Origin of the sequence: Pedobacter cryoconitis (assembly GCF_014200595.1) — a bacterium.
Classification (GTDB): Bacteria; Bacteroidota; Bacteroidia; order Sphingobacteriales; family Sphingobacteriaceae; genus Pedobacter; species Pedobacter cryoconitis_C.
In genome coordinates, this window is sequence record NZ_JACHCG010000004.1 from 126,148 (window position 1) to 137,963 (window position 11,816).

Genomic DNA, 11,816 nt, shown 5'->3' on the forward strand with positions numbered 1-11,816 from the left:
TGTAAACTGTTTTTTGTTAATTAATTTGTCCAGGGTGCATCGCCGCTAACGGTGATTCCCATACTGCGTGCTGTACCGGCAACCATACTCATTGCCGACTCGATAGTGAATGCATTTAAATCAGTCATTTTATCTTCAGCAATTGACTTAACCTGATCCCAAGTCACCGAACCAACTTTCTTACGGTTGGGCTCAGCAGAACCACTCGCTAATTTAGTAGCATCCTTTAACTGGATAGCAACCGGCGGGGTTTTGATGATAAATTCGAAAGACTTGTCAGCATAAACAGTAATTACAACAGGTAATACTTTACCAGGCTTATCTTGGGTACGAGCATTAAATTGCTTGCAAAATTCCATGATATTAACACCTTTAGCACCTAATGCAGGTCCTACTGGTGGTGATGGATTTGCAGCTCCTCCTTTGATTTGTAATTTAACAAGCGCACTGACTTCTTTTGCCATTTTCTGATTTGTTAATTGTAATACTCAATGTTAAAATGTTGGAAGCATGTAACATTTAAGATCTTTATTCTACTCTTTTTCTACTTGCATATAGTTAAGCTCCAGCGGAGTTTTTCTGCCGAAAATCTTAACCATTACTTTTAGTTTTTTCTTCTCTTCGTTAACCTCTTCAATCACACCAGTAAAGCCATTGAAAGGACCGTCCATTACTTTGACGTTCTCACCAACATAGTAAGCTACATTCATAGTCTCACCCTGCTGACTCATTTCATCTACTTTACCCAGGATACGGTTAACTTCTGCCTGACGCATTGGAACCGGGTTTCCCCCTTTATCCCCTAAGAAACCGATTACGCTGTTCACATTTTTAATAATGTGTTCCAGCTCACCGTCCAGAGTTGCTTCAATCAAAACATAACCAGGATAAAAGTTGCGTTCTTTTGCAATCTTCTTTCCTTCTTTCATCTGGTAGTATTTTTCCATAGGGATTAATACCTGCGGAACAAGATGAGAAAAACCTAAACGACTGATCTCTGAATCGATGTATTGTTTTACCTTCTTCTCTTTTCCGCTTACCGCCCTAACTACATACCATTTTAGCTGATCGTTCATTTAGTTCTATTAATTAGAAAGTGATTTATAAAAAGTATCTAACACAAAAGTAGATCCCTTATCCATTGCAAAGATAACTACTGCAATAATAAACGAAGCTACCAAAACCAGCACTGCAGAATTTTGCAATTCTCCCCATGTAGGCCAGGTAACCTTCTGGGTCATTTCCTCATACGATTCTTTAATAAATTGAACTATGCTAGCCATATCTAAGTTTTTGCACGGGAACAAGGATTCGAACCCTGATCAAAGGTTTTGGAGACCTCTATTCTACCGTTGAACTATTCCCGTGTATAAGAATCAACCTCTGAAGGTTAATCAAACATTTTTAGAACAAAGTACCCAGACTATAACGTCCGGGCACTTTGTATTATTATTTAATTGCTTAGCGACCCGAAGGACGGTTAAGTAATTATTTTACAATTTCAGTTACCTGACCAGCACCTACTGTTCTACCACCTTCACGGATAGCGAAACGAAGTCCTTTTTCCATTGCGATTGCGTTGATCAATTTAACATTGATTGTAACGTTATCACCTGGCATAACCATTTCAGTTCCTTCTTGAAGAGTGATCTCTCCAGTAACGTCTGTGGTACGGAAATAGAATTGTGGACGGTATTTGTTAAAGAATGGAGTGTGACGTCCACCTTCAGCTTTTGATAATACATAGATCTCAGCTTTGAAATCTGTGTGAGGAGTTACAGAACCTGGTTTACAGATAACCATACCACGACGGATATCAGTTTTCTCAATACCACGTAATAATAAACCTACGTTATCACCTGCTTCACCATAATCAAGGATCTTACGGAACATCTCAACACCTGTTACAGTTGATTTAAGATTTTCTGCACCCATACCTAAGATCTCAACAGGATCTCCAGAGTTGATTACACCACGCTCAATACGACCAGTTGCAACAGTACCACGACCAGTGATCGAGAATACATCTTCAACAGGCATTAAGAAAGGAAGCTCAGTTAAACGTGGAGGGATTGGAATGTAGCTATCTACAGCATCCATTAATTCCATGATTTTAGCAACCCATTTCTCATCGCCATTCAATCCACCTAAAGCAGAACCTTGAATAACTGGGATATCATCACCTGGGAAGTCATAGAAAGATAATAATTCACGAACTTCCATCTCTACTAATTCTAGTAATTCAGGATCATCAACCATATCCACTTTGTTCATGAAAACCACCAATGAAGGTACACCTACCTGACGAGCCAATAGAATGTGCTCACGAGTTTGTGGCATAGGACCATCTGTAGCCGCTACAACGATAATAGCACCATCCATTTGCGCCGCACCTGTAACCATGTTTTTCACGTAATCCGCGTGACCTGGACAGTCAACGTGAGCATAGTGACGGTTAGCAGTTGAATACTCAACGTGTGCAGTGTTAATAGTGATACCTCTTTCTTTTTCCTCTGGAGCAGAGTCAATCGAATCAAATGAACGCGCCTCAGATAAACCAGCATCAGATAACACTTTAGTGATAGCTGCTGTTAAGGTTGTTTTACCGTGGTCAACGTGACCGATAGTGCCGATGTTTAAGTGCGGCTTGCTGCGGTCAAACTTTTCTTTTGCCATGTTTTTATACTTATTAGTAGGTTAACTTTTATTTTTAATTATTGTTTTGATACAATTCAATACAAAAAACCTTGTTCATTCTGGGCATAATGCCAGATTTAACAAAGCTTTTTTATCTTTATTCCTGAGCCAACGATGGGACTTGAACCCATGACCTCTTCCTTACCAAGGAAGTGCTCTACCGCTGAGCTACGTCGGCTTTTTTATTCTCTTCACAATCTTCAATACCGGTCCGGCATTTAAACTGTGACCATTATGCCGACTGCTCTTTGAATCAAGAGCGAAAGACGAGGTTCGAACTCGCGACCTATAGCTTGGAAGGCTATCGCTCTACCAACTGAGCTACTTTCGCTTTTATTATTATTATAAAGTGGGGGGAGAAGGATTCGAACCTTCGAAGTCTTGCGACAACAGAGTTACAGTCTGTCCCATTTGGCCACTCTGGTATCCCCCCATTTCTCCTAAACCGCCACATATCAAATGCGGGTTTAAAAGAGCCTCCTATCGGGATCGAACCAATGACCTACTGATTACAAGTCAGTTGCTCTACCAGCTGAGCTAAGGAGGCTTATTATTATTTATTAAACATTCACAGAACAAACCAACTCTTTATGGGTTAACCCCTGTTCCGAATTGGAATGCAAATCTACAAGAATATTTTATAGTTGCAAAACTATTTTGAAAAAAAAACCAGCAGACTGTATTCTGCTGGTTTTATATTTAAAATTTCCAAAAATAGATTCCTAATAATCAGACACTTCATCGGCATTTAATACTGCCTTAAGCTCAGAAACTTTTATTCTATTTTTTTCTTTATGTTTTGTTATTTGCTTTTTTAACGACTCAATTGATAAATCTGTCGCTTCTTCGAAAGACTTGCATTGTTCCTTTGCGAATAAAATTCCTCCAGGAACCATCAGTTTGATCTCACTTATTTTGTTAGCCTCATCATCTACATTCTCTAATTTTAAATAAACTTCCCCACTTATGATCTGGTCGTGGAACTGTTCCAGCTTGTCAACTTTCTTTTGAATAAAGTCTAATAGTTTGTGATCTGCATTGAAATGGATTGATTGAACTGTAATTTTCATGTTGTCCTCCTTTTTTTATGCCTTTGGATGGGCCTGTTTATATATTGATTTTAATCTTTCTATAGAATTATGCGTGTAAACCTGGGTTGCTGCTAAACTGGCATGCCCGAGTAATTCCTTGATCGCATTTAAATCTGCCCCCCTGTTCAACAGGCTTGTTGCATACGAATGCCGTAATACATGGGGACTTTTTTTATCCTGTGTGGATATATATGTCAAATAACTTTTTACAATCTTATAAATAAAGACCGGGTAAACTGCTGTTCCTTTATTAGTAACGAACAAGTCATCCGTTTTGTTATTAAATTTCTGTAACGATTTCAACTCAATATACTCTTTAAGCTGATTAATAAGTGGTTTGGTCACAGGAATAATTCTTTCTTTTTTTCTTTTTCCCAAAACCTTGACAGATTCCTGGTAAAAATCAATGTCTGTTTCTTTTAAACCTAAAAGCTCTGCTAAGCGCATCCCTGTTCCGAAAAGTACTTCGATGACCATTTTATCACGAACTGAAGAAAAAGTCGCGTCAAAGAACTCTCCTGAGTCCAGCAGGTGATCCAGCTTCTGTTCCTCTATAAACACCGGTAACCGCTCAGGTGTTTTAGGAGCTTTGATTAATGACATTGGACTGGTGAGGATAATTTTCTGGCGATAAAGATATTTATAGAATCCCCGCAGGCTTGATAACTTTCTGCCAATAGAGTTGGCTCCAACCTCATCTTCCATCAGGTGAACGATATAATCCCTGATGTGCACATATTTAGCCTCTTCAGGCCCCATTTCATAAGTTTGTTCAATATATTCATTAAACTGCACCAGGTCCGTTCTATAGGCAAGTACAGTGTGCGGAGAATAGCGCTTCTCGTGCTGAAGATAGTTTAGGTAGGATTCTACTGACATTAATTACAATTATTATCCTTTTAGCGGCTGTTTAAAGTTCAAACAGACCCTGTAAAAGTGAATGTACGGAATTACTACCTAAAAAGAAAGCGCCACCGGAAAAATCCGGCGGCGCTTTAAAATATTTGAAACTAAAAGGGGAAGAATTAAATCTTTCCTTCTAAGTGCATATTTTCTTTATAAATCGCGTGCTTAACTAATGTACGACGAGCTACAGATTTTTTCTCGTATGCCTGACGGCTACGTAGTTCTCTCAATACACCAGTTTTTTCAAATTTCTTTTTGAAACGTTTAAGGGCTTTATCAAGTGATTCGCCGTCTTTAATATTAATTATGATCATAACGTTAAAATACCTCCTCTCGTTGTTTTAAGGATTGCAAAGGTAGAACATAAAACCTTATAAAACAAGCATAAAAAAATCCAGTACGCTTTCGCCTACTGGATTGGTAAAATATATTTGGTTAGAATATGTCGTGGTGTATTTAAACAGCTATTTTAGGTTTAGGCTGTTATTATTTATTTAAGATTTCTCTCGCAATTACAATTTTCTGGATCTCCGAAGTCCCCTCCCCGATCGTACATAACTTACTGTCACGGTAAAACTTCTCTACAGGGAAGTCTTTCGTATAACCATAGCCACCAAAGATCTGTACCGCTTCAGTAGCAGCCCTTACAGCGACCTCTGAGGCAAAGTATTTTGCCATAGCAGACTCTTTAGTCATTTTCTGACCACGGTTCTTTAAATCGGCAGATTGTCTGATTAACAATTCAGCTGCTTCAATTTCAGTAGCCATATCCGCCAGTTTAAAACTGATCGCCTGGAAACTTGAAATTGGCTGCCCGAACTGGTGTCTCTCCTGAGCATAGGCCAGTGCAGCTTCATAAGCACCTTTTGCAATCCCCAATGATAATGCAGCAATAGAAATTCTTCCACCATCCAGCACTTTCATCGCCTGTTTAAAGCCTTCACCTACATTACCCAGTAAATTCGCTACGGGTACACGGCAGTTGTCAAATATCATTTCTGTAGTCTCAGATGCACGCATCCCTAACTTATTTTCCTTTTTACCAGCTGAAAAGCCCGGAGTTCCGCGTTCTACCACGATAGCAGAAATACCTTTAGAATCTCCCTTTTCACCTGTTCTTACCATCACTACTGCGATATCACCCGATTTACCATGGGTAATCCAGTTTTTCGCACCATTTAAAACATAATGATCACCATCCAATGTGGCAGTAGTCATCATTCTCAATGCATCGGATCCTGTATTCGCTTCAGTTAAGCCCCAGGCACCAATCCATTCGGCAGTTGCCAGTTTAGGCAGCCACTTCATTTTTTGTTCTTCCGTTCCAAATGCAAGGATATGACCTGTACATAAAGAATTGTGCGCAGCAAGAGATAAGCCTATAGATCCGCAAACCCTGGCTACCTCTACAATTACGTCTACATATTCCTGGTAACCGAATCCCGATCCGCCATAAACTTCAGGTACTAATACACCCATCATTCCCAGCTCACCCAATTTCTTAAAAACTTCTACAGGAAAAGTCTGTGCTTCGTCCCATTCCATTACATGAGGACGGATATTCTTTTCCGCAAAATCTTTAACCATACTTCTGATCATCAACTGATTCTCTGAAGTACTAAAATTGAACCCTGTATTTTGTGCTAACGTTTCTTGCATGTTTTATATTTGAATACGACAAGTATAGAGAATATAAGCCCAAACAAGCAGTTGAATATTTGCCCGGAAACAGAACGAAACAGTATTTAGTTCATTTTACAGTATAGCATAAGAACTGAAGCCCTAAAACAACAGGATTTTTTTTCAACTATTTTAGCCTGTTAATAGGAAGCTAATGCAAAATTGTTCTCAGAAAACGCTTTTAGCCTGTCTTTTCCATTCAGAAAATCGAGAGCAATGATAAACGAGTAACCAGCAACTACAGCATCCAGCTTCTGAATCAGTTTGGAAGCTGCAACCACTGTACCACCTGTAGCCAGCAGATCATCGTGAATCAATACATGCTGTCCTGGAAGAATAGCATCTTCATGCACTTCGAGTGTAGCACTGCCATATTCCAGGTCATAAGTTTGCTGTATAGTTTTGTGCGGTAATTTCCCAGCCTTTCTGATCGGTACAAAAGGAACATTCAGCAAATTCGCCAAAGCCATTCCAAACAGAAAGCCTCTGCTTTCAATTCCAGCCACTACATCAATCTTAACTGCTGAAAGCTGCATAGCCAGGGCGGTAGTAATTTCACCGCATAACGCTGCATCTTTTAAAATTGGTGTAATGTCTTTAAAAACGATACCCGGTTTTGGAAAATCGTTTACATCGCGTACAATCTGTTTTATTTTTGTTTCCATTGTCATGATTAAAAAGAAATATAAGGCGCTAACCTCTCTATAGTTTCAGCAGATAAAATAGCCACCTTTCTTAAGTCTGCAATATTACCATAATTTCCGTGTTGTTTTCGAAACTGAATGATTGCATTGACCTGTTTATACTTTAAATAGGGGTGATTTTTTAAATCATCAAACAATGCTGTATTAAGGTTAATTCTGGTCAGCGCCTGCTCGTCCAAACTGAGCTGATCTTTAATTTCATCATACTTTAAACTATCCAGCCCATATACTTCCAGCAGCTGCTCTTTCTTATAAAATCCGCCAAGACGCTGCCGGTAATTGAAAATCCTTCTGGCAAAAGCCGGGCCTACCCCTCTGATCTCCATCAATTGTAAAGTATCGGCAGTATTGAGTGGTATTAATACGGCTTTCTGCTGCGCAGGATAACGTTTTGCAGGGTATTCAGGATTCAGTTGCTGGTGTTTCTGTTCCCCTGCCAAACCAATACTTATATAAGGTATCAGTCTTTCATACATTTCCGGACTGATGACATACATTTTCTGCAAGTCTTCTTTCTTAAAATACCGGCCTCCTTTCTCTTTATACCTGGACATTACAGCAGCCTGTTTTACTGACAAACCTAATCGCTGCCAGTCATCCGCGTTTATCAGATTGGGATCAAAATTAAACAACGTTGATTTCAGTGACGGAGCTGCTGCCATCTTCTGCTGTCTGACTGCTCCCTCCTTCTCCTGTTTCATCCACATTAATTTATTGATAGCCAACCTTTCTGTTTCCGGATCCGTTTGTTCAGGAAAAAAGGACACATAAACAAAGGGAACTGCTCTGATCAATACGATCAGCACAACCATAGCCAGTAAGCCATTATACTCCCGTTTGGAGAAACTAAAATAAGAACGTAACCATTTTTGCATCTCCAGTCAATGTACTCCCCTTATTCAGAAAGATGGTTAGATTTCTGAATAAAATTCTTCTTTCTCTTATTTTCCAATAAGATGAGGCAATTATGACGGCAAAAAGGAAGCTTAAACATATGATCAGATAAATTTTAAACTTTTCTAAAAATATAAATCTTATTTTTGAGATTGATTCAGGAACATATTCAGATCTCTATTCCAGATATGCTCCCAATTCTCCCCCTTTTAAAAACAAATATGAAGATCATAACAACCAAAGAATTTGCAAAGGCTACTAAAATTGATAAACTCGGTGTTCCGGGACTTGCAGATTTACTGATGGAAGTCATGAAATTGAACGATATTAATAAAGTTTTCTCTCAGAATCAGCATTTCAATGGTTTAGAGTTTGTAGATAAAATACTGGAAACTATAGGGGTGTCAATTGATTTCGATGAAGATGACCTGAGAAATATTCCCAAAACAGGTGGTTTTATTGCGATTGCAAACCATCCTTATGGAGGGATAGAAGGACTTGCATTGGTAAAACTATTATGTACCGTGCGTCCGGAAGCCAAAGTAATGGTGAATTTCATCCTTCAGAAGATCCCTAATTTAAATGAGTTTTTTGTTGCCGTTAACCCTTTTGAAAATGTACAGCATTCTTCAAGTATCAGCGGGTTAAAAGCAACATTTGATCTTTTGCAGAACGGGGTTCCTATTGGGATCTTTCCAGCAGGTGAGGTATCTACCTTTAGCCTGGACAAACAGGAAATTACAGACCGCTTATGGCATCCTGTAGTTGGAAAGCTGATCGCCCGTGCAAAAGTACCGGTAGTCCCGATTTACTTCCACGGTAATAATGGTGTATTATTCAATATTCTGAGTTTCATTCACCCAACTTTGCGTACAGCAAAACTACCTTCAGAATTCCTCAATAAACAAGGGCTGAAAATAAAAGTCAGGATAGGGAAGCCGATTCATATCGAAGATATTTCTTACCGCAACAACACCAATAAACTACTTGATTTTCTTCGTGCACGTACTTATGCTCTGGGCACAAGTATCGAACAGGAAAAGAAATTATTTAATCCCATCAATCTTTTCAAAATCAAGAAGACTCCGGAGCCAATCATTGAGGAAACTCCAGGAGCGAGTATTGTGGAAGAAATTGAACAGCTGGAAGCTTACCGGGTGTGGACGGAGAAAAATTATGAAGTATACATCACCCCTTCAGCTAATATCCCAAATGTATTGAGGGAAATAGGCCGTCTGAGAGAAATAACTTTCAGAGAAGTCGGCGAAGGTTCTAATAAAAAGATAGACCTTGATAACTATGATATTTACTATCATCACTTATTCATCTGGGATGTAGAGCAGAAAAATATTGTCGGTGCTTACCGGATTGGTAAAGGAGATGAGATTTTAAATACTTTAGGCAAAAGAGGATTTTATCTTTCTGAGCTCTTTAAAATAAAAGAACCATTCTATCCTGTATTAAGACAGGGAATTGAATTGGGACGTTCATGGATCCGTAAAGAATATCAGCAAAAAGCATTACCGTTATTCTTGTTATGGAAAGGTATCTTAAAGTATCTTTTAGATAATCCACAGTACCGCTACATGTTTGGCCCGGTTAGTATCAGTAATAACTTTTCCAAATTCTCTAAATCACTGATTGTTGATTTCATTACCAAGAATCACTTCGATTATGAGTTGGGACAATATGTAAGACCAAGAAATAAATTCAAAGCAGATTTATCAGCGATTGATAAAGACCTGCTGATTGAAAGCAGTGATTCACTAAAAGATCTTGATGTATTGATATCTGATATTGAAAATACACATATTAAAATTCCTGTGTTGTTAAGACAATACCTTAACCTCAATGCGAAGATTATCTGCTTTAATATAGATCCGAAATTTTCAGATTGTCTGGATGGATTCCTCGTGGTGGATATGCAAAGTATCCCACCAGAAATGCTGGAGAAAATTGGTAAGAACTTCTAAAAAAACAAATAGCCCGGACATCCACCCGGGCTATTTTGTTATCAACTAAACCTAAACTTGATAAATACTAACCAAATATTTACACCACAAATATAGAGGCGATATGTTAAGTCAGGATTAAGGATGGGTTATCTGTATTAAACATTTCTATACGCTAATTACATAGCTGTTACTTCATATATTCTGCCAGCTGATATTGCAATTCGACACCATTTAAGTCCCTGGTAACTATCTTTCCTTCAGGACCAATCACGATACTCGCCGGAGTTCCCTGAGTACCATAAAGCTTTGCAGTGGCAAGCGGCCCGGATTTCAATCCCCATACTTGTACCCATGGAAGTTTATTTGCTTTCACTTCTTTTACCCAAACTTGTTTTCTTTTTTCGGGGTCTAAAGAGATACTGATAATCTTAAATTTCTTCTGCTTATATAATTCGGCAGATTTAATCATTTTATAGTTTTCTGCTTTGATCAGGTCGTTACCTGTAACCCAGAAATACAGTACTACATAATTGCCACGATAAGCAGATAACTTTACCGCTTTGCCATTCACATCATATAAAGTAAAATCTGGTGCGGGCGTACCCACAGCGCCCTGGCTCATGGACTGAATAAGTTTCCCGATACGTTGTCCTTCCTGTGTATTCCTGAATTTCGCATCAATAGACCTGTAAGCAGTACCCGTTTTATTCATATCCTTTCCATAACCCATATTAATAATATCAGTCAGGGCATACAGACTGAAGTAAGATTGAGGGTTTTCATGGATAAACTGTAATTGTTTTTCAAAGCGCTCCGCTTTGAATTTATGCATGTATTCATCAAACTCTTTAAAAAAAGGATAGGAGTTCCATAAATAAGGAGAAATTCTGTTCCGGTAATTTTTATAAGCAGCAGAGACTGTACCGCCTATAAATTTATTATAAGCCATGTACGCGTCATTGATCTTTGAACCGGTAACCTGACCACGTATCAAAGAATCTTGAGCAGTGACAGTAATTTCAGAATTATCCAAAAACAGCCCAAGTTCATCTGTATTATTTTCCAGATCAATACTATCTTTTCCGACCCCGTATCTATCTAAACTTAAGTAAGCGAGTACTGGCTTTTTCGCAATACCTTTAAATTGAAAGATGCCATTATTTACAACTGCCGAATCCAGTATTTTGGCTCCATAAGAATCTAAATAAACTTTTGCAGGGCCGCGAAGGCCTCTGATTTCCCCCTTGATTATAAAACCTTTCTGCTGAGCAGCAGCTCCACCTATTCCAATACTAAAAACTAATAAACTTAAAACTACACGCTTCATAAAATGGGTAACTATACTAAGATGAAATGAATAAATCATCATTTCGCAGCCAATATAGCAGAATCTTATAAGTTATGCCCAATTATATACTATTTACCTTCTGTTAATTCGGCAGGAAAAAAGTCACGACTGAACAAGATCTTAATTTCTGTACTATTTGCCTGGTTGGTGGAGATATTGCCTTCATAATGCCACCCTAATTCGGTAATGTAGTTTATTACCTGAACAAAATTAGACATATACTCTACCTGATTCAACTTGTGTACAAAGATAGAGTCCTTCAGAGGACTATATTTTCTGGTCTGTCCATAATCTATATGTGGAGTGCGCAAATCTTGACCGTAATAAGTTAAAGTACAGAACTTTTTTATTTTTACCTGTGCATCGGATGGTAAAATAAACAAGAACGAAATAAGTGCAATAAGGACCAGCGTTTTAGAATTCATAATTTTATAATGTAAAATCAAATAACTGAAAATTTGTTCATCAATAAAAATACCGATCAAATATTAACTGAATATTAATTCACACAACAAACAAAAAACCCTTATCTAAATTAATA

Annotated in this window: 13 protein-coding genes and 5 tRNA genes; 1 reads left to right on the forward strand and 17 read right to left on the reverse strand. The window is 38.2% G+C overall.

Translation table 11 applies throughout. The features are described from left to right. Positions 1–20: 20 nt before the first annotated feature. From rplK to HDE70_RS20320, 15 genes are all read right to left on the reverse strand, one after another. On the reverse strand, positions 21–464 hold the full coding sequence (gene rplK, locus HDE70_RS20250) for a 50S ribosomal protein L11 (RefSeq protein ID WP_037443979.1): 444 nt from the start codon (positions 462–464) through the stop codon (positions 21–23). Positions 465–533: 69 nt separating this feature from the next. Continuing rightward, on the reverse strand, positions 534–1,076 hold the full coding sequence (gene nusG / locus HDE70_RS20255; protein WP_041878241.1) for a transcription termination/antitermination protein NusG: 543 nt from the start codon (positions 1,074–1,076) through the stop codon (positions 534–536). 9 nt (positions 1,077–1,085) lie between these two features. Next, entirely contained in the window at positions 1,086–1,283 is a 198-nt protein-coding gene (gene secE / locus HDE70_RS20260; protein WP_068403184.1) for a preprotein translocase subunit SecE, read from the reverse strand. A gap of 13 nt (positions 1,284–1,296) precedes the next feature. After that, positions 1,297–1,367 (reverse strand) — tRNA-Trp (locus tag HDE70_RS20265). A gap of 121 nt (positions 1,368–1,488) precedes the next feature. Then, on the reverse strand, positions 1,489–2,676 hold the full coding sequence (gene tuf / locus HDE70_RS20270; protein WP_183865814.1) for an elongation factor Tu: 1,188 nt from the start codon (positions 2,674–2,676) through the stop codon (positions 1,489–1,491). 127 nt (positions 2,677–2,803) lie between these two features. After that, positions 2,804–2,875, reverse strand: a tRNA-Thr gene (locus HDE70_RS20275). 80 nt (positions 2,876–2,955) lie between these two features. Next, positions 2,956–3,028: transfer RNA gene (locus tag HDE70_RS20280), tRNA-Gly, on the reverse strand. A 19-nt stretch (positions 3,029–3,047) separates the two neighbouring features. Continuing rightward, positions 3,048–3,130, reverse strand: a tRNA-Tyr gene (locus HDE70_RS20285). Positions 3,131–3,171: 41 nt separating this feature from the next. Continuing rightward, positions 3,172–3,244, reverse strand: a tRNA-Thr gene (locus tag HDE70_RS20290). A 175-nt stretch (positions 3,245–3,419) separates the two neighbouring features. Beyond that, a complete protein-coding gene (gene hpf / locus HDE70_RS20295; RefSeq protein ID WP_041878247.1) occupies positions 3,420–3,767 on the reverse strand; it encodes a ribosome hibernation-promoting factor, HPF/YfiA family in 348 nt (115 codons plus the stop codon). A gap of 15 nt (positions 3,768–3,782) precedes the next feature. Further along, positions 3,783–4,667, reverse strand: a complete 885-nt coding sequence (locus tag HDE70_RS20300) for a tyrosine-type recombinase/integrase (protein ID WP_183865815.1) — start codon at positions 4,665–4,667, stop codon at positions 3,783–3,785. A gap of 146 nt (positions 4,668–4,813) precedes the next feature. Beyond that, positions 4,814–5,008 (reverse strand): 30S ribosomal protein S21, encoded by a 195-nt coding sequence (rpsU, locus tag HDE70_RS20305; RefSeq protein WP_041878250.1) that lies wholly within the window; start codon positions 5,006–5,008, stop codon positions 4,814–4,816. A gap of 172 nt (positions 5,009–5,180) precedes the next feature. Next, positions 5,181–6,353, reverse strand: coding sequence for an acyl-CoA dehydrogenase family protein (locus HDE70_RS20310; protein WP_221270554.1), 1,173 nt, complete (start codon positions 6,351–6,353; stop codon positions 5,181–5,183). Between the two features lie 161 nt (positions 6,354–6,514). Further along, positions 6,515–7,045 (reverse strand): adenine phosphoribosyltransferase, encoded by a 531-nt coding sequence (locus HDE70_RS20315; protein ID WP_183865816.1) that lies wholly within the window; start codon positions 7,043–7,045, stop codon positions 6,515–6,517. A gap of 2 nt (positions 7,046–7,047) precedes the next feature. Next, positions 7,048–7,953 (reverse strand): ComEA family DNA-binding protein, encoded by a 906-nt coding sequence (locus tag HDE70_RS20320; protein ID WP_183865817.1) that lies wholly within the window; start codon positions 7,951–7,953, stop codon positions 7,048–7,050. A gap of 240 nt (positions 7,954–8,193) precedes the next feature. Here HDE70_RS20320 and HDE70_RS20325 point away from each other — a divergent pair, with 240 nt between their 5' ends. Next, positions 8,194–9,945, forward strand: coding sequence for a lysophospholipid acyltransferase family protein (locus HDE70_RS20325; RefSeq protein ID WP_183865818.1), 1,752 nt, complete (start codon positions 8,194–8,196; stop codon positions 9,943–9,945). Positions 9,946–10,114: 169 nt separating this feature from the next. Here the strand turns inward: HDE70_RS20325 and HDE70_RS20330 are convergent, their stop codons facing one another. After that, entirely contained in the window at positions 10,115–11,296 is a 1,182-nt protein-coding gene (locus HDE70_RS20330) for a redoxin domain-containing protein (RefSeq protein ID WP_221302113.1), read from the reverse strand. 47 nt (positions 11,297–11,343) lie between these two features. Continuing rightward, on the reverse strand, positions 11,344–11,700 hold the full coding sequence (locus HDE70_RS20335) for a hypothetical protein (RefSeq protein WP_183891696.1): 357 nt from the start codon (positions 11,698–11,700) through the stop codon (positions 11,344–11,346). Positions 11,701–11,816 lie beyond the last annotated feature (116 nt).

Excerpts from the sequence above, each read along its gene's own strand:
- HDE70_RS20320 (WP_183865817.1), bottom strand. The coding sequence starts at position 7,953 with ATGCAAAAATGGTTACGTTCTTATTTTAGTTTCTCCAAACGGGAGTAT.
- HDE70_RS20335 (WP_183891696.1), bottom strand. The coding sequence starts at position 11,700 with ATGAATTCTAAAACGCTGGTCCTTATTGCACTTATTTCGTTCTTGTTT.
- HDE70_RS20310 (WP_221270554.1), bottom strand. The coding sequence starts at position 6,353 with ATGCAAGAAACGTTAGCACAAAATACAGGGTTCAATTTTAGTACTTCA.
- rplK (WP_037443979.1), bottom strand. The coding sequence starts at position 464 with ATGGCAAAAGAAGTCAGTGCGCTTGTTAAATTACAAATCAAAGGAGGA.
- hpf (WP_041878247.1), bottom strand. The coding sequence starts at position 3,767 with ATGAAAATTACAGTTCAATCAATCCATTTCAATGCAGATCACAAACTA.
- rpsU (WP_041878250.1), bottom strand. The coding sequence starts at position 5,008 with ATGATCATAATTAATATTAAAGACGGCGAATCACTTGATAAAGCCCTT.
- HDE70_RS20300 (WP_183865815.1), bottom strand. The coding sequence starts at position 4,667 with ATGTCAGTAGAATCCTACCTAAACTATCTTCAGCACGAGAAGCGCTAT.
- tuf (WP_183865814.1), bottom strand. The coding sequence starts at position 2,676 with ATGGCAAAAGAAAAGTTTGACCGCAGCAAGCCGCACTTAAACATCGGC.
- nusG (WP_041878241.1), bottom strand. The coding sequence starts at position 1,076 with ATGAACGATCAGCTAAAATGGTATGTAGTTAGGGCGGTAAGCGGAAAA.
- HDE70_RS20330 (WP_221302113.1), bottom strand. The coding sequence starts at position 11,296 with ATGATGATTTATTCATTTCATCTTAGTATAGTTACCCATTTTATGAAG.
- HDE70_RS20325 (WP_183865818.1), top strand. The coding sequence starts at position 8,194 with ATGAAGATCATAACAACCAAAGAATTTGCAAAGGCTACTAAAATTGAT.
- secE (WP_068403184.1), bottom strand. The coding sequence starts at position 1,283 with ATGGCTAGCATAGTTCAATTTATTAAAGAATCGTATGAGGAAATGACC.
- HDE70_RS20315 (WP_183865816.1), bottom strand. The coding sequence starts at position 7,045 with ATGACAATGGAAACAAAAATAAAACAGATTGTACGCGATGTAAACGAT.